This is a genomic window from Pseudomonas sp. P116, assembly GCF_020149425.1.
GTDB lineage: Bacteria > Pseudomonadota > Gammaproteobacteria > Pseudomonadales > Pseudomonadaceae > Aquipseudomonas > Aquipseudomonas anatoliensis.
Window position 1 is genome coordinate 380,211 of sequence record NZ_JACVHB010000003.1, and the last position, 17,266, is coordinate 397,476.

At 60.3% G+C, this 17,266-nt stretch carries 15 protein-coding genes and 1 pseudogene; 9 read left to right on the forward strand and 7 right to left on the reverse strand.

Features of this window, described 5'->3' with window-relative positions:
• Window positions 1–245 precede the first annotated feature (245 nt).
• Window positions 246–575, reverse strand: coding sequence for a thioredoxin TrxA (gene trxA, locus ICA15_RS12160; protein WP_003206727.1), 330 nt, complete (start codon window positions 573–575; stop codon window positions 246–248).
• Window positions 576–695: 120 nt separating this feature from the next.
• Window positions 696–1,403 (reverse strand): FadR/GntR family transcriptional regulator, encoded by a 708-nt coding sequence (locus ICA15_RS12165; RefSeq protein WP_210553407.1) that lies wholly within the window; start codon window positions 1,401–1,403, stop codon window positions 696–698.
• 255 nt (window positions 1,404–1,658) lie between these two features.
• On the opposite strand from ICA15_RS12165, the gene ICA15_RS12170 reads away from it, so the two are divergent.
• From ICA15_RS12170 to ppx, 5 genes are all read left to right on the forward strand, one after another.
• A complete protein-coding gene (locus ICA15_RS12170) occupies window positions 1,659–2,444 on the forward strand; it encodes a transporter substrate-binding domain-containing protein (protein ID WP_210553406.1) in 786 nt (261 codons plus the stop codon).
• Between the two features lie 21 nt (window positions 2,445–2,465).
• The gene (locus ICA15_RS12175) at window positions 2,466–3,134 is read left to right on the forward strand and encodes an amino acid ABC transporter permease (protein ID WP_047304094.1); all 669 of its coding nucleotides are present in this window, start codon (window positions 2,466–2,468) and stop codon (window positions 3,132–3,134) included.
• Window positions 3,131–3,781: an amino acid ABC transporter permease gene (locus ICA15_RS12180; RefSeq protein ID WP_210553405.1), complete on the forward strand. Its 651-nt coding sequence runs from the start codon at window positions 3,131–3,133 to the stop codon at window positions 3,779–3,781. Before ICA15_RS12175 ends, ICA15_RS12180 begins: the two co-directional genes overlap by 4 nt.
• Window positions 3,768–4,505 carry an amino acid ABC transporter ATP-binding protein gene (locus tag ICA15_RS12185; protein ID WP_150604774.1) on the forward strand — a complete coding sequence of 246 codons (738 nt, stop codon included), beginning with the start codon at window positions 3,768–3,770 and terminating at the stop codon, window positions 4,503–4,505. The genes ICA15_RS12180 and ICA15_RS12185 overlap by 14 nt, the downstream gene beginning before the upstream one ends.
• Before the next feature lie 237 nt (window positions 4,506–4,742).
• Window positions 4,743–6,245 (forward strand): exopolyphosphatase, encoded by a 1,503-nt coding sequence (gene ppx / locus ICA15_RS12190; RefSeq protein ID WP_150616820.1) that lies wholly within the window; start codon window positions 4,743–4,745, stop codon window positions 6,243–6,245.
• Window positions 6,246–6,408: 163 nt separating this feature from the next.
• Here ppx and ppk1 read toward each other — a convergent pair whose 3' ends face one another.
• On the reverse strand, window positions 6,409–8,634 hold the full coding sequence (gene ppk1 / locus ICA15_RS12195) for a polyphosphate kinase 1 (RefSeq protein ID WP_150604776.1): 2,226 nt from the start codon (window positions 8,632–8,634) through the stop codon (window positions 6,409–6,411).
• Between the two features lie 18 nt (window positions 8,635–8,652).
• The gene (hemB, locus tag ICA15_RS12200) at window positions 8,653–9,666 is read right to left on the reverse strand and encodes a porphobilinogen synthase (protein WP_150604777.1); all 1,014 of its coding nucleotides are present in this window, start codon (window positions 9,664–9,666) and stop codon (window positions 8,653–8,655) included.
• A 207-nt stretch (window positions 9,667–9,873) separates the two neighbouring features.
• Here hemB and ICA15_RS12205 point away from each other — a divergent pair, with 207 nt between their 5' ends.
• The gene (locus ICA15_RS12205) at window positions 9,874–10,524 is read left to right on the forward strand and encodes a DedA family protein (protein WP_150616821.1); all 651 of its coding nucleotides are present in this window, start codon (window positions 9,874–9,876) and stop codon (window positions 10,522–10,524) included.
• A gap of 30 nt (window positions 10,525–10,554) precedes the next feature.
• Here the strand turns inward: ICA15_RS12205 and ICA15_RS28605 are convergent.
• A pseudogene (locus ICA15_RS28605) lies at window positions 10,555–10,715 on the reverse strand (sterol desaturase family protein); the annotation flags it as partial.
• Window positions 10,716–10,811: 96 nt separating this feature from the next.
• Here ICA15_RS28605 and elbB point away from each other — a divergent pair.
• Window positions 10,812–11,480 carry an isoprenoid biosynthesis glyoxalase ElbB gene (gene elbB, locus ICA15_RS12210; RefSeq protein WP_042561688.1) on the forward strand — a complete coding sequence of 223 codons (669 nt, stop codon included), beginning with the start codon at window positions 10,812–10,814 and terminating at the stop codon, window positions 11,478–11,480.
• Between the two features lie 142 nt (window positions 11,481–11,622).
• Here the strand turns inward: elbB and ICA15_RS12215 are convergent, their stop codons facing one another.
• Both ICA15_RS12215 and ICA15_RS12220 read right to left on the reverse strand, forming a co-directional pair.
• Window positions 11,623–12,078: a YaiI/YqxD family protein gene (locus ICA15_RS12215; protein WP_150604779.1), complete on the reverse strand. Its 456-nt coding sequence runs from the start codon at window positions 12,076–12,078 to the stop codon at window positions 11,623–11,625.
• Between the two features lie 135 nt (window positions 12,079–12,213).
• Entirely contained in the window at window positions 12,214–14,112 is a 1,899-nt protein-coding gene (locus ICA15_RS12220) for an FTR1 family protein (protein ID WP_210553404.1), read from the reverse strand.
• A gap of 167 nt (window positions 14,113–14,279) precedes the next feature.
• On the opposite strand from ICA15_RS12220, the gene ICA15_RS12225 reads away from it, so the two are divergent.
• Window positions 14,280–15,653 (forward strand): COG3014 family protein, encoded by a 1,374-nt coding sequence (locus ICA15_RS12225; RefSeq protein ID WP_150604781.1) that lies wholly within the window; start codon window positions 14,280–14,282, stop codon window positions 15,651–15,653.
• A 203-nt stretch (window positions 15,654–15,856) separates the two neighbouring features.
• Window positions 15,857–17,251 (forward strand): COG3014 family protein, encoded by a 1,395-nt coding sequence (locus ICA15_RS12230; RefSeq protein WP_150616824.1) that lies wholly within the window; start codon window positions 15,857–15,859, stop codon window positions 17,249–17,251.
• Window positions 17,252–17,266 lie beyond the last annotated feature (15 nt).

Consider the following 17,266-nt stretch of genomic DNA (forward strand, 5'->3'; position numbering starts at 1 on the left):
GAATGACGTAATCATTTATGGAGGGGGGGAAATTAAGCTTTTGGCTTAATGAGGCCGCGCCGCAGAGAAGGCGACAGGATCGCGTACTTATTCGAAAAGGAGTGCGTCGGCGACGGCTAGCAGGGGGCAATGGAGAAACCAGTGCGGGGCCGAATGTACCACCTGAGTTTCGGAGCGTCTAGCCCTGAATACGCAAAAAGCCCCGCTAATTGCGGGGCTTTTTTTCAGGCACTTTACTGCGACGCTTAGATGTTGGCGTCGAGGAAAGCAGCCAGTTGCGACTTCGACAGGGCGCCGACTTTAGTCGCTTCAACGTTGCCGTTCTTGAACAGCATCAGTGTCGGGATACCACGCACGCCGTGCTTGGCGGGGGTTTCCTGGTTCTCGTCGATGTTCAGTTTGGCAACGGTCAGCTTGCCTTTGTAAGTCTCGGCAATTTCGTCCAGAACCGGAGCGATCATTTTGCAAGGGCCGCACCATTCAGCCCAGTAGTCGACCAGTACAGCGCCTTCGGCCTTGAGTACGTCGGCTTCGAAGCTAGCGTCGCTAACGTGTTTGATAAGATCGCTGCTCATGGAATTCTCCAGGTTGTAAGCAAAAAAACGTGGCCCATCATATCCGCCCCGCTCCGGTTCAGGAAGCCGCAGATGATTGAGTCTTGCTATGGTGCCTCATGAGTTTGGGTATAGCTCAAGTCAGGCGCTGGCGGGAGCAATGAAGGCGATTCCGGTGCGCAGGGCGGCGTTGCGCACGTGCTCCTGCATGGCTTTTTGCGCTGCACCCGAGGCACGGCGGGCCAGTGCACGAAGGATCTTGCGGTGTTCCTGCCAGGTTTCCATGGCGCGTTCGGCACGGATGAACGGTAGTTTCTGACTCTCCAGAAAGATCTCGGCGCTGGCGGTAAGGATGCTCAGCATCGCCTGATTACCGCTGGCCAGCAGGATTCGTCGGTGAAATTCGAAATCCAGCTTCGCCGCGGCTTCGAAGTCGCCGCATCGCAATTGCTCACGCATGGCGGCCACATTGTCTTCCAGTGCATCCAGATCAGATGTGCTCAACGTCACCGCCGCCAGCCCCGCCGCAAAGCCTTCAAGCGCATAGCGTAATTGAAAGATATCCAGCGGCGAGGCCTGCGCCGCGAATGGCCAGCTCCCGGCACTCTCCCCACGCGACAACTCCACCGGCGACTGCACGAACACACCCTTGCCGGGCTGAATGCTGACCAAACCCAGCGCACTCAACGATGACAGCGCCTCACGCAACGACGCCCGGCTGACGCCCAGTTGCAGCGCCAGATCACGTTGCGACGGCAAGGCATCGCCCGGGCCGAAGCCCTGTTCGGTGATCAGTTTGCGGATCGCTTGCAGCGCCACTTCGGGTACGGCGCGGGAGATCGAGTTCATGGTTTTCAGACGTGCCAGGCCAATGTGCGGCTAGTTGTAAAGCTATTCGCCGAGTCCGGCAAGTCGTGCCCCAGCGGGGTTCGGCAAACGTGGCCGATGCGCTATCGCAGTGCGAAAAACAACCTGACTGTTCAGACCAGTAAGACCGAGCAAACCCGCTGAAACTGCGGCGTGCCGGGACGAAAGCTGCGTATTGGCACGGCCCATGCTCTGTCCGATCGCAGAAAATACTTCCCGCCGATCCGGAGATTGTCCATGACCCTGCGTTACAGCGCCCTCCTCGCTTCCCTGTTTGCCGGCCTGATGTTGTGCCAGGCGCCCGCTCACGCCGACGGTCTCGACGACGTGGTCAAACGCGGCACGCTCAAAGTCGCCGTGCCGCAGGACTTCCCGCCGTTCGGCTCGGTCGGCCCGGACATGAAACCCCGCGGCCTGGACATCGACACGGCGAAACTGCTGGCCGATCAGCTCAAGGTCAAACTCGAACTCACCCCGGTCAACAGCACCAACCGCATCCCCTTTCTGACCACCGGCAAGGTTGATCTGGTGATATCCAGCCTGGGCAAGAACCCGGAACGCGAGAAAGTCATCGACTTCTCTCGTGCCTACGCACCGTTCTACCTCGCCGTGTTCGGCCCACCCGACGCGGCGATCACCAGCCTCGACGACCTCAAGGGCAAAACCATCAGCGTCACCCGTGGCGCCATCGAAGACATCGAACTGAGCAAAGTCGCCCCTGAAGGCGTGACCATCAAGCGCTTCGAAGACAACAACTCGACCATTGCCGCCTACCTCGCAGGCCAGGTTGACCTGATCGCCAGCGGTAACGTGGTAATGGTCGCGATCAGCGAAAAGAACCCGAAACGCGTGCCGGCGCTGAAAGTGAAACTCAAGGACTCGCCGGTCTACGTTGGCGTGAACAAGAATGAAGCGGCGCTGTTGGCCAAGGTCAACGACATCCTCAACACCGCCAAGACTGACGGCGCGCTGGAAAAGAACTCGCAGACCTGGCTGAAAGAGCCGCTGCCGGCCGATCTCTGATCGACTGCGCGGGAGAACCTCATGGCTTATCAGTTCGATTTCATGCCGGTGGTGGAAAACACCGACCTGCTGCTGCGCGGCGCGCTGTTCACCCTTGAGCTGACGGCCATCGGCGCACTACTTGGGGTGAGCGTGGGCATTGTCGGGGCGCTGGTGCGGGCGTGGAACATCCGCCCGTTCTCGGCGATTTTCGGCGTCTATGTCGAGTTGATCCGCAACACGCCGTTTCTGGTGCAGTTGTTTTTCATCTTCTTCGGCCTGCCGTCCCTCGGTGTGCAAATTTCCGAATGGCAAGCAGCCGTGCTGGCGATGGTGATCAACCTCGGGGCGTATTCGACCGAGATCATCCGCGCCGGCATTCAGGCGATCCCGCGTGGGCAACTGGAAGCCGCAGCGGCACTGGCGATGACGCGCTTCGAAGCGTTCCGCCACGTGGTGCTGCTGCCGGCGCTGGGCAAGGTCTGGCCGGCCCTGAGCAGCCAGATCATCATCGTCATGCTCGGCTCGGCGGTGTGTTCGCAAATCGCCACCGAGGAGCTGAGCTTTGCCGCCAACTTCATTCAGTCGCGCAACTTCCGCGCATTTGAAACCTACGCGCTGACCACGCTGATCTATCTGTGCATGGCGCTGCTGATCCGCCAATTGCTCAATTGGCTCGGCCGTCGCTACATTTCCAGGAGCAGCCAATGAGCGACTTCACGTTCTGGGACATCCTGCGCAACCTGCTCACCGGTCTGCAATGGACGCTGGCATTGTCGCTGGTGGCATTTATTGGCGGCGGCATCGTCGGGCTGCTGATCCTGATCATGCGCATCTCGAAAAATACCTTTTCGAGCAGTTTTGCCCGCACCTGGATCGAGCTGTTCCAGGGCACACCGCTGTTGATGCAACTGTTTCTGGTGTTCTTCGGCGTGGCGCTGGCCGGGATCGAGATTTCGCCGTGGATGGCGGCAGCAGTGGCCCTGACCTTGTTCACCAGCGCCTATCTGGCGGAGATCTGGCGCGGTTGCGTCGAGGCGATCCCTAATGGCCAATGGGAAGCCTCATCGAGCCTGGCGCTCAATCCGCTGGAGCAATTGCGCTACGTGATCCTGCCGCAAGCGCTGCGCATTGCCGTGGCGCCGACCGTGGGTTTCTCGGTGCAAGTGGTCAAAGGCACCGCAGTGACCTCGATCATCGGCTTCACCGAACTGACCAAGACCGGCGGCATGCTCGCCAACGCCACGTTCGAACCGTTCATGGTCTACGGCCTCGTTGCCCTCGGCTATTTCCTGCTCTGCTACCCCTTGTCCCTCAGTGCGCGCTACCTGGAAAGGAGACTGCATGCCTCTGCTTAGAATTTCCGCCCTGCATAAATACTACGGCGATCACCACGTCCTCAAAGGCATCGACCTCAGCGTCGAGGAAGGCCAGGTGGTGGCGATCATCGGCCGCAGCGGCTCGGGCAAATCGACCTTGCTGCGTACACTTAACGGCCTGGAGTCGATCAATGACGGCGTGATTGAAGTCGATGGCGAATACCTCGACGCCGCCCGCGCCGACCTGCGCAGCTTGCGGCAGAAAGTCGGCATGGTGTTCCAGCAGTTCAACCTGTTCCCGCACCTGACCGTTGGCGAAAACGTGATGCTCGCGCCGCAAGTGGTGCAGAAAGTGCCGAAGGCCAAGGCTGTCGAGCTGGCACGCGAGATGCTGGAGCGCGTCGGTCTGGGCGAAAAATTTGATGCCTTCCCGGATCGGCTGTCCGGCGGGCAACAGCAACGCGTGGCGATTGCCAGGGCGTTGGCGATGTCGCCGAAAGTGCTGTTGTGTGACGAGATCACTTCGGCGCTGGACCCGGAGCTGGTCAACGAAGTGCTCGCCGTGGTTCGGCAACTGGCCAAAGAAGGCATGACGCTGATCATGGTCACCCACGAGATGCGCTTTGCCCGTGAGGTCGGCGACAAACTGGTGTTCATGCACCATGGCAAGGTGCATGAGGTCGGGGATCCGAAAGTGCTGTTCGCCAATCCGCAGACGGCGGAGCTGGCGAATTTCATTGGGACGGTTGAAGCGGTGGCCTGAAAAAGAGATGCAGGGGCTTTTAAGGCCTCATCGCGGGCAAGCCCGCTCCCACAGGGTTCTATGTAGGAACAGGATTGTGCATTCGACGCAAAAACCTGTGGGAGCGGGCTTGCCCGCGATTGACCGCGCAGCGGTCACCCGCACTCCCGTGTCAGATCAAGGGTTTGAACCGTGCGCGTTGGCGTCAGCCGTTGATCGTGGCACGATGTCGGGGTTATCGACCGAGACCCCCTGATCATGCCGCAATCCAAAGCCAAGAATCTGTCCCTGATCGCCGCAATCGACCTGGGCTCGAACAGCTTTCACATGGTCGTGGCCAAGGCCCAGAATGGCGAAATACGCATTCTCGAGCGCCTCGGCGAGAAAGTGCAGCTGGCCGCCGGCATCGACGATCAGCGCCAGCTCAACGAAGAATCGATGCAACGTGGCCTCGATTGCCTCAAGCGTTTTGCTCAACTGATCAACGGTATGCCGCTGGGCGCCGTGCGCATCGTCGGCACCAACGCCCTGCGTGAAGCGCGCAACCGTGGCGAATTCATCCGCCGCGCCGAAGAAATCCTCGGTCACCCGGTGGAAGTCATCTCCGGCCGTGAAGAGGCGCGCCTGATTTATCTGGGCGTCTCGCACACCCTCGCCGACACCCCGGGCAAGCGTCTGGTCGCCGACATTGGCGGCGGCAGTACCGAATTCATCATTGGCCAGCGCTTCGAGCCGTTGCTGCGCGAAAGCCTGCAAATGGGCTGCGTCAGCTTCACCCAGCGCTACTTCAAGGACGGCAAGATCACCCCGGCCCGTTACGCCCAGGCGTACACCGCGGCACGGCTGGAGATCATGAGCATCGAACACGCCCTGCACCGCCTGACCTGGGATGAAGCCATCGGCTCCTCGGGCACCATTCGTGCCATTGGCCTGGCGCTGAAGGCCGGCGGGCACGGCACCGGCGAAGTGAATGCCGAAGGTTTGGCCTGGCTCAAACGCCGACTGTTCAAGCTGGGCGATGTCGACAAAATCGATTTCGACGGCATCAAACCCGACCGTCGGGCGATTTTCCCGGCAGGTCTGGCAATTCTCGAAGCGATCTTCGACGCCCTCGAATTGCAACGCATGGATCACTGCGAAGGCGCGCTGCGTGAAGGCGTGCTTTACGACCTGCTCGGCCGTCATCATCACGAAGACGTGCGCGAACGCACCCTGACTTCGTTGATGGAGCGTTATCACGTCGATGTCGAACAAGCGGCGCGGGTCGAACGCAAAGCCCTGCACGCCTTCGATCAGGTTGCCGTGGACTGGCAGCTGGATGACGGCATCTGGCGCGAACTGCTGGGCTGGGCAGCGAAAGTGCACGAAGTCGGCCTCGACATCGCTCACTACCACTATCACAAGCACGGCGCCTATCTGATCGAACACTCTGATCTGGCCGGGTTCTCCCGCGAAGACCAGCAGATGCTAGCCCTTTTGGTGCGCGGCCATCGCCGCAATATCCCCAAGGACAAGTTTGCCGATTTTGGTCAGGACGGCGACAAGCTGATCCGCCTCTGCGTGCTGCTGCGCTTTGCGATCCTGTTTCACCACATCCGTGGCACGCAGACGATGCCGCAGGTGGTGCTGCATGCCAACGGCAATAACCTTGATGTGGAATTTCCGCAGGACTGGCTGGATGAGAATCAGCTGACTCAGGCGGATTTCGGCCTCGAAGCCGATTGGCTGACGCGGGTTGGCATCGTCCTCACCGTCCACTGACATACCGCAAATCCCCCCTGTAGGAGCTGCCGCAGGCTGCGATCTTTTGATCTTGTTTTTAAGATCAAAAGATCGCAGCCTCGTTTCACTCGACAGCTCCTACAGGGGATTTTGGCTACAAAAAAGGCGATCCCGTGGGATCGCCTTTTTATTTGGCTGAAAGTCAGCTGCTCACCGGCAAAATCGGGCTACCCAACCGCTCCAGCAACGTTGCCTGCGCACTGCGCGGGTTCTGGTTGCCGGTTGGTGTGTTGCGAATGTAGCGGCCATCCGACTGCAGGCTCCAGCTGTGGGTGTTGTCGGTCAGGTACAGCTCCAGCTCTTTCTTGACCCGGGTCAGCAGCTTCTTGCCCTCCACCGGGAAGCAAGTCTCGACGCGCTTGTCGAGGTTGCGCTCCATCCAGTCGGCGCTGGAGAGGAACATCTGCTCCTCGCCGCCATTGAGGAAGTAGAACACTCGGGTGTGTTCCAGGAAGCGACCGATGATCGAGCGCACGTGAATATTGTGCGAAACCCCGGTAATGCCCGGACGCAGGCAGCACATGCCACGCACCACCAGATCGATGCGCACACCGGACTGGCTGGCCTTGTACAGCGCGCGGATGATCTTCGGATCGGTCAGCGAGTTGAACTTGGCAATGATGTGCGCCGGTTTGCCTTCGAGGGCGAACTGGGTCTCGCGGGCAATCATGTCGAGCATGCCCTTTTTCAGGGTGAACGGCGCGTGCAGCAGCTTCTTCATGCGCAGCGTCTTGCCCATGCCGATCAACTGGCTGAACAGTTTGCCGACGTCTTCGCACAAGGCGTCGTCAGAGGTCAGCAAGCTGTAGTCGGTGTAGAGCTTGGCGTTGCCGGCGTGGTAGTTACCGGTACCCAAATGCGCGTAACGCACAATCTCGCCCTGCTCACGACGCAGGATCAACATCATTTTGGCGTGGGTCTTGAAGCCGACCACGCCATAGATCACCACCGCACCGGCCGCTTGCAGACGGCTGGCCAGTTGCAGGTTGGACTCTTCGTCGAAGCGTGCGCGCAGCTCGATGACCGCAGTCACTTCCTTGCCGTTACGCGCGGCGTCCACCAGCGCATCGACGATTTCCGAGTTGGCGCCGGAGCGGTACAGGGTCTGGCGCACGGCCAGAACGTGCGGATCTTTCGCCGCTTGGCGCAGCAGGTCGACCACCGGGGTGAACGACTCGAATGGGTGCAGCAGCAGGATGTCCTGCTTGCTGACCACACTGAAAATGTTCTCGCTGTTCTGCAGCAGTTTCGGGATCTGCGGGGTGAACGGCGTGTATTGCAGCTCCGGATGGCTGTCCAGACCGGTGATGCTGAACAGGCGCGTCAGGTTGACCGGGCCGTTGACCTGATACAGCTCGTTCTCGCTCAGGTTGAACTGCTTGAGCAGGTAATCCGAAAGCAGTTTCGGGCAGGTGTCGGCAACCTCAAGACGCACCGCATCACCGTAACGACGGGAGAACAGCTCGCCACGCAGCGCACGGGCCAAGTCTTCGACGTCTTCGGAATCGAGCGCCAGGTCAGCGTTTCGGGTCAGACGGAACTGGTAGCAGCCCTTGACCTTCATGCCCTGGAACAGGTCATCGGCGTGAGCGTGGATCATCGACGACAGGAACACATAGTTGTCGCCAGCGCCGCCAACTTCTTCCGGCACTTTGATAATCCGTGGCAGCAGACGCGGCGCCGGGATGATCGCCAGACCGGAATCGCGGCCGAAGGCGTCGATGCCTTCCAGCTCGACGATGAAGTTCAGGCTCTTGTTCACCAGCAACGGGAACGGGTGCGTCGGGTCGAGGCCGATCGGGGTGATGATCGGCGCGATCTCGTCGCGGAAATAACGGCGCACCCAGGTCTTGATCTTTGTCGTCCAGTTGCGGCGACGGATGAAGCGGACCTGATGCTTTTCAAGCTCCGGCAAAAGAATGTCGTTGAGGATCGCGTATTGGCGATCGACATGGCCGTGCACCAATTCGCTGATACGGGCCAAGGCTTGATGCGGCTGCAAGCCATCGGCACCGGCCTGTTCGCGGGCGAAGGTGATTTGCTTCTTGAGGCCGGCGACGCGAATTTCGAAGAATTCGTCGAGGTTGCTCGAGAAGATCAGCAGGAACTTCAGCCGCTCGAGCAACGGATAGGACTCGTCCAGCGCCTGTTCCAGCACGCGGATATTGAACTGTAATTGCGAGAGCTCACGGTGGATGTACAGGCTGCTGTCATCCAGGCCGGGAATGGCGATCGCCGGCACCGCCGCAGCGGTTTCGGTGACCGGCGCGGGTGGCGCTGGCTCCAGTTCCGGCGGGGTTTCGGTGATTTGTTCGACCACCGGCTGAGCTTCTTTTACGGCAACTTCAGTGAGTCCTTCGGTATTCATGGAATGTTCCTGGGAGGGCTATTTCTGCTCTCGTAACAATTGAGCGGCGCGGACAGCAAAGTAAGTCAGGATGCCATCAGCGCCGGCACGTTTAAAGGCGGTCAGTGATTCGAGAATCACCGCTTCGCTCAACCAGCCATTCTGGATCGCCGCCATGTGCATGGCGTATTCGCCACTGACCTGATAGACGAACGTCGGCACCTTGAAGGCATCTTTTACCCGGAAAAGAATGTCCAGGTACGGCATGCCCGGTTTGACCATGACCATGTCCGCGCCTTCAGACAAGTCCGCACCGACTTCGTGCAGCGCTTCGTCGCTGTTGGCCGGGTCCATCTGATAGGAGGCCTTGTTCGCCTTGCCGAGGTTCGCGGCCGAACCCACGGCATCGCGGAACGGGCCGTAATAGGCGCTGGCGTACTTGGCCGAGTAGGCCATGATGCGCACGTTGACGTGGCCGGCAATTTCCAGCGCTTCACGAATCGCCTGGATGCGCCCGTCCATCATGTCCGATGGCGCGACAACCTGCGCGCCGGCTTCGGCATGGGACAGTGCTTGCCTGACCAGCGCATCGACAGTGATGTCGTTCTGCACATAGCCGTCTTCGTCGAGGATGCCGTCCTGACCGTGGGTGGTGAACGGGTCGAGGGCGACGTCGGTGATCACGCCCAGCTCCGGGAAGCGCTCGCGCAGAGCGCGGGTTGCGCGCTGGGCAATGCCCTGCGGGTTCCAGGCTTGCGCAGCGTCGAGGGATTTCAGTTCCGGTGGCGTCACCGGGAACAAGGCCAACGCCGGAATCCCCAGCTCGACCCATTTGCCAGCTTCTTCAAGCAGCAGATCAATCGTCAGCCGCTCAACACCCGGCATCGACGCCACGGCTTCGCGGCGGTTTTCACCGTCGAGCACGAACACCGGCAGGATCAGATCATCGACCGTCAGCACATTTTCCCGCACCAGCCGACGCGAAAAATCATCACGACGGTTGCGACGCAGGCGGGTTGCAGGGAACAGACGATTGGCGGGGGTAAAGCTCACGGCGGACTCCTGAGCCCGCGCAAACGGGCGAGCGTGACAGTTATAGACGGCCATTATGACGAACAGATGACAGTTATGCGTACCCCGTGACATGTAGCCGCATTCCATTGTCTGTGTAGGAATTGTTCACGTCGAGACACATTTGGACACTTTCATGAATGTGTCCGAAGGGTTAGGCTGCGCGTTCATTTCGCCAGCACCCAGACAATGCTCCAACAATTTCTGCATGACTTTGGCTACTTCGCCCTGTTTCTCGGGACGTTCTTCGAAGGCGAAACCATTCTGGTGCTCGCGGGTTTTCTCGCGTTCCGTGGTTACATGGACATCAATCTGGTGGTGGTCGTGGCGTTCTGCGGCAGCTATGCCGGTGATCAGCTGTGGTACTTCCTGGGGCGCAAGCACGGGCGCAAATTGCTCGCGCGCAAACCGCGCTGGCAATTGATGGGCGACCGGGCGCTGGAGCACATTCGTAAGCATCCTGACATCTGGGTCCTGAGCTTCCGCTTCGTTTATGGCTTGCGCACGGTGATGCCGGTGGCGATCGGCCTGTCGGGGTATCCGCCGGGGCGTTATCTGTTGCTGAACGGCATCGGCGCAGCCATCTGGGCCACCGCGCTGGCGGCTGCGGCTTACCATTTCGGCGCAGTGCTGGAAGGTATGCTCGGCAGCATCAAGAAATACGAACTGTGGGTCCTCGGCGCCCTGCTGGTATTGGGCGTTGGCCTGTGGCTGCGTCGCCGCTTCAAGAATGCGCGTCTGGCGAAGAAAATCTACGCCGACGAGCAAGCTGCGAAAGCCGCGCAGTTGCAGCAAGCCGAACTGGCCAATCCCGCCGAACCCAAGACACCAGCCGAGTAACTCGCTGGCGGGCGGCGCTCGCCATCCCACACTGCGCACAGCAGTGTGGTCCCCCGAAATCATCAGTTCATCGTCGCCCTCTTCCTGGCACGAGTCGAACAGTCGCCCCAAATAATGAACACCCCGCCGTCGTTGCGATCCATGTAGAGAGCGCTCCGTGCATGCTGTGTCCGATGATTGGACGGCGTGAGTCCTGAGACTGACCGTAGGGGTCGCCACCCATAAACCCTATGGCAACGCGCGATAAATTAGTGGACATTTAGCGCTATGAATCTGGAGAGAAAACCATGAGCAAAAAAGTTGCAGTGATCCTGTCCGGCAGTGGCGTTTACGACGGCGCCGAGATCCATGAAAGCGTCATTACCCTGCTGCGCCTCGATCAACGCGGCGCGCAGGTGCAGTGTTTCGCCCCGAACATCTCGCAATTGCATGTGATCAATCACCTGACTGGCGAAGAAATGCCCGAGTCGCGCAACGTGCTGGTGGAATCGGCGCGCATTGCTCGCGGCAACATCAAGGACATCCGCGAAGCCGACGTCGAAGACTTCGATGCGCTGATCGTGCCCGGCGGTTTTGGCGCGGCGAAGAACCTCTCGAACTTCGCCATCGAAGGCGCCGGCTGCACGGTGCAGCCAGACGTGCTGGCCTTGGCCGAAGCGTTTGCCGAAGCGGGCAAACCGGTGGGGCTGATCTGCATCTCGCCGGCACTCGCGGCGAAAATCTACGGCCCGGGCGTAACCTGCACCATCGGCAACGATGCCGACACCGCCACGGCGATGAACAAGATGGGCGCGACCCACGAAGACTGCGCCGTGACCGACATCATCGAAGACAAGGCGCGCAAACTGGTGACAACCCCGGCGTATATGCTGGCGCAGAACATCAGCGAAGCGGCTTCGGGGATCAACAAACTGGTCGACCGTGTGCTCGAATTGACTCACGAGAACGACGCCTGACCCGGTCTTGCTGCCAAGCTTTTGTGGCGAGGGGATTTATCCCCGATGGGCTGCGAAGCGGCCCTGTTTTTTTACTGAAACGCCGGGGCCTGCTGCGCAGTCCATCGGGGATAAATCCCCTCACCACAGGATCCGCGTTGAATCACGGTTTGCGAGTAAGGCGAGTCAGGATGCGGTCCAGCGCATTGGCAAACGCCTGTTTCTCGCGGTCACCGAATGGCGCAGGGCCGCCGCTCATCTGGCCCTGTTCGCGCAGATCGGTGAACAGGTTGCGTACTGCCAACCGGTCACCCATGTTCTTCTCGTCGAACTCCTTGCCACGCGGATCCAGCGCTGCCACGCCCTTCTTCACTAGCCGATCGGCCAGCGGAATATCGCTGCAAATCACCAGTTCACCGGGCACCGCGTGCTCGACCAGATAATCGTCCGCCGCATCCGGGCCGCTCGGCACCACGATCAACTTGACGATGGCCAGCCCCGGCTTGATCTGCGGCTGCCCGGCCACCAGCACCACTTCGTACTGTCGCTTGAGGGCAAACTTCACCACCAGATCCTTCGCCGCCCGCGGACAGGCGTCGGCATCGATCCATACACGCATTTTGTTTACCTCTTAAAAGCAAAAGATCGCAGCCTTCGGCAGCGCCTACAGGGTTTTCGGTGGTCACAAACAGTGTGATCACCTCAATCCCCTGTAGGAGCTGCCGCAGGCTGCGATCTTTTCAGGATCACACAATCAAGCAGCAGAAACCCGCTTCTTCTCCGCCACCCAACTACGCCCATACAACACAACAATCGCCAGAATCGCCACTGCCTGCGCCGCCAGCGAATACGCGTCGGCGTGAATCCCCAGCCAATCGAAATCGAAGAACGGCACTGGCCGTGTGCCGAAGATCCCGGCTTCTTGCAGCGCCTTGACGCCATGCCCGGCAAACACCACCGACAGCGCACACAGCAGCGCCGCGTTGATGCTGAAGAACAGCGTCAGCGGCAGTTTCGCCGAACCGCGCAAGATCACCCATGCAAGCCCGACCAGCAGCACCAGCGCAGTCGCGCCGCCGGCCAACACGGCGTTGTGCCCGGCAGGACCGGCCTGCAACCAGAGGGTTTCGTAGAACAGGATCACTTCGAACAGCTCGCGGTACACCGAGAAGAACGCCAGTATCGCGAAGCCGAAACGCCCGCCGCCGCCAACCAGACTGCTTTTGATGTAATCCTGCCAGGCGGCGGCGTGCCGACGGTCGTGCATCCACACGCCCAGCCACAGCACCATCACGCTGGCGAACAGCGCCGTGGCGCCTTCGAGCAATTCGCGCTGCGAGCCGCTGACGTCGATCACGTACGCCGCCAGCGCCCAGGTGGCGAGGCCGGCCAGCAACGCCAGGCCCCAACCGACGTTGACGCTGCGCACGGCCGACTGCTGGCCGGTGTTGCGCAGGAACGCGAGGATCGCTGCCAGCACCAGAATCGCTTCAAGACCTTCACGCAGCAAAATAAGCAGGCCGGAGATGTAGCTCAACGACCAGCTCAAACCATCGCTGCCGAGCAACCCGGCGGACTCTTTCAGCTTCGCCTTGGCCGCATCCAGACGCTGCTCGGCTTGGGCAACCGGCAGGCCATCCTGCAACGACTGCCGATAGGCCATCAGGGATTTTTCGGTGTCCTTGCGTACGTTGGCGTCGACGTTATCCAGCGAACTCTCGACCAGCTCGAACCCTTCCAGGTACGCCGCCACCGACAGGTCGTAGGCCTGATCGTGCTCACCCGCGCGGTAGGCCGCGAGGCTCTTGTCCAGCGTCGCAGCGGTGTAGTCGAGCAACTGCGCGGGGCCACGTTTGACCTGCGGCGGCTGCGCACGCTGGGCGCGGAAGGTCGCGGCGGCTTGCGCGCCTTCGGCGGCCTGCACTTCCGTCGGTGTCTGGCGCGCCAGATCTGCGATGTTGTAACTCTTTTCGGATTTGGCCGCCGCTGCATCGGCACTGAACCCAGCGATGTAAGTGGCCAGATCCCAACGCTGGCGATCATCGAGCTGATCGGCAAACGCCGGCATGTCGGTGCCTTCGACGCCTTGGCCGAGAGTGCTGTAGATCGCGTACAGGCTCAGGTGATCCATGCGCACCGCATCACGCAGATTGGCGGGCGCAGGCGTCAGTCCGACACCTGCCGGGCCGTCACCGGCGCCTGTGTCGCCGTGGCACACCGAGCAATTCTGCGCATAGAGCGGCGCACCACGGATCGGGTCCGGGGTGATGATCGGCGCCTGGCTCACTTCATACGCCACCGCCAGTTTTGCACCCAGTTGCCGTGCCTGACGGGCCACTTCGGCGCCGTCCTGCTTGGCACTGATGGCTGCATGCAACGCAGCGACGCCCTGCTCCAGCGCAGCTTTTCCGGGCTTGGCCGGCAGGTTGGCGATCAAGCCTTGCAGCGCTTGGGTGAATTCCAGCTGTTCGCGGTATTCGGAGTCATCCATGACTTTGCCCGCGGCTACCGTTGGCGGGTAGTCAGCGCTGATGTAATCAAGCAGGTGCAGCGCTTGCGGCGCGCCTTCCACGGTATCGGCCAGCAGGTTGGAGCTGCTCAGGGCGAACAACGGGAACACCAGCCAGGCCAGGAATCGGGACGAGGCAGTCATGAATGAGTCTCAAATGGTAATACGAAGTTACATATTGTTCACTTCGAAACCGATTCACTCAAGCTTTCTCGCAGATTTGCGCGGCGCCAACCTCTGCTCAACGCCAACACTCATCCCTATAATGCCGGCGCGCTACGCCCTTTGAGCTCAAGGAAGAACCGCTGCCCATGCGTCGATATCTGCTGTCTTCAGTGCTACTAATCGCCGTCCTGCACCTGAGTGGATGCGCCGCTTACCGCAATTACGATCAGGAAATGCAGCAGACCAATGACCAGTTGATGCGCGGCAACTTTCAGGGCGCGCTGGATCTGCTGAATTGGAACAACCCGTGGGAAGACAAGGATCTGCTCTATTACTTCGAAAAAGGCGCGATTTTCAGCTTCGCCAACGTGCTGCCGCAGAGCCAGACCGCTTGGCGCAGCGCCGACCAAATGGTCTTCCAGCGCGAAGAGGCCGTCCCCTCCGGCGCCAGCAAGCTGCTCAACCGGTTCGCCTATGAAATGGGCACCATGCTGGTCAACGACAAGCTGAGTCGCTACGAAGGCTACGACTACGAAAAAGTCATGCTGACCACGCAGATGGCTCTCAACCAACTGGCCGAGAGTGATTTCGACGGCGCCCGGGCCGACATCAAGAAAACCCACGAACGTGAAGCGCTGATTGCCCGCCAGCGAGAACGCCAATACGAAGAACTCGAAGCGCAGGCCGGCGCTCAGGGCATCAAGGTGCAATACAAGGATCTGCAAGGTTATCCGGTCACCACGCTGGATGCCCCGGCGGTGATCGAATTGAAAAACGGCTACCAGAGCGCGTTCAGCCACTATCTGGCCGGTTTCACCTATGAAGCACTGGGCGAACGGGACCTGGCCGCCCCGGGCTATCGGCAGGCGATCGAATTGCGCCCGGACCTGGCTTTTCTCCAGCAGGCGCTGCGCAATCTCGACAAGTCGCCCGCCAAAGCGGATGAAAGTGATGTCCTGATCGTCGTCCAGACGGGCCTGGCACCGGCCCGCAGTTCGGTGAGCGTGCCGATCCCGGTACGGCTGAATGAAAACCTGGTGATCGTCGCACCGATCTCCCTGCCGATTATGGTGCCGGACACCGTTACACCCGCGTTCGACCACATCGTGGTGGATGGCCGAAAACGCCCCCTGACCGTCGTCAACAGTGTCACCGACATGGCGTTTCGTACGTTGCGCGATGACATGCCGGCGATCATTTCCCGGGCGATGTTTCGCGCGAACATGGCCGCGATATCCCAGGCTCAGGAAAACGAACGCAATCCGGCCAAAGCCTCGCTGGTGGTCACCCAGCACGATCCTTTCGAAGAGGCCGACACCCGAACCTGGCGCACGTTGCCGGACAAGACACTGGTCGCACGAGTCCGTCTGAAAAAGGGCGAGCATCTGTTCAGCGCCCCGAATGTCCCGGGAGCGCCGCCGCTCGCCTGGCGTATCGACCGCGATCACCAGTTGGTCTACCTGCGTGCGCTGGGCGACATCGCCAACCTTGTCGGTAACGGGTATGTGCCGACCAAGTAATGGCACGTAACTATTCCGCGCAATTAAAAAGCTATTACATAGCCATCACTGCGCGCCTATAATGCCGCGCCCTCGCTAAGGCGAAACGGCATAAAAGCTCCTCTTGTTATGAGGAATTGGCAGGAGGCCAGTGCCACTGTCGATCGGTCCCACCAGCCCGACCCGCACACGAGGCTGTCGTTACTCATGGAAGAAGTACCCCCATGGCATTCCGCGCTCCCACTCTGATCGCCCTCAGCGCTGTCACTCTGCTGTCCGGCTGTTCAGCGTTTCGCAACTACGATTCCGAACTGGCACAGACCAACCAGCAACTGGCTTCCGGCAATGTCGATGCCGCGCTGACCCTGCTGGAAAAGAACAACACCAGCCCCGACAAAGACCTGCTCTATTACTTCGAGAAAGGTGAGTTGCTGCGCGCCAAGGGCGATCTGTCGGGCAGCCAGAATGCCTGGACCAGCGCTGACAAAGTCGTCGGTCAGTGGGAAGATTCGGTCAAGCTCGACACCGGCAAATACCTCGCCCAGTTCGGCAGCTTCGTGGTCAACGACAAGGTTCGCCGCTACGAAGGCTACGACTATGAAAAAGTCATGCTGACCACGCAGATGGCCCTGAACCTGCTGGCGGTCAACGACTTCGACGGCGCGCGCACCGCGATCAAACGCACTCACGAGCGTGAAGCAGTGATCGCCGACCTGCGTGACAAGGAGTACCTCAAAAGCGAGGAAGAGGCCGAGAAAGAAGGCGTCAAGACTCAGTACAAGGATCTGCAAGGCTATCCGGTCGCCAGCCTCGACGCACCGGAAGTGGTCAGCCTGAAAAACAGCTACCAGAGTGCGTTCAGCCATTATCTGGCCGGTTTCGTCTACGAAGCCCTGGGCGAGAAAGATCTGGCTGCACCGGGCTACCGCAAGGCTGTCGAACTGCGCCCGAACACGCCGCTGCTGGAACAGGCACTCGTCAACCTCGACAAGCCGAGCAAGAGCGATGACAGCGACATCCTGATCGTGGTGCAAAGCGGTCTGGCGCCAGCGCGCGATTCGATCCGCGTGCCACTGCCATTGCCGATTTCCAACAACGTGGTGATCACACCGCTGTCGTTCCCGATCATCAAGGCCGACACCTCCACCGCGCCGTTCGCGCAGATCGGTGTCGATGGCCAGCAAGTCAACCTGACTGCCCTCAACAGCACCACCGCCATGTCCCGTCGCGCCCTGCGTGATGACATGCCCGGCATCATCCTGCGCACCACCGTGCGCGCGATCACCAAAGGTGTCGCGCAGAAGCAGATCAACGAAACCAACCCACTGGCCGGTCTGGCGGTAGGTATTTCTTCAGCCGTGCTCGAAGGTGCCGATACCCGTACGTGGCGCACCCTGCCGGACAACACCCAGGTAGTGCGTCTGCGCTTGAAGAAAGGTGAACACCAAGTCACTCTGCCGAGCGCCGTGGGCGGGTCGGTGGTCAAGGTCACCGTCGATCAGCGTTATCAGGTGATCAGCCTGCGCGCCGTAGGCAATCAGGTATTCGCTGGCGGTATCGCCGCCCACGTGATCCCGAGCGCCAGTGCGACCAACGTCGCCAGCCTCAAACAACCTTAAGAACGGAGTCTTTGC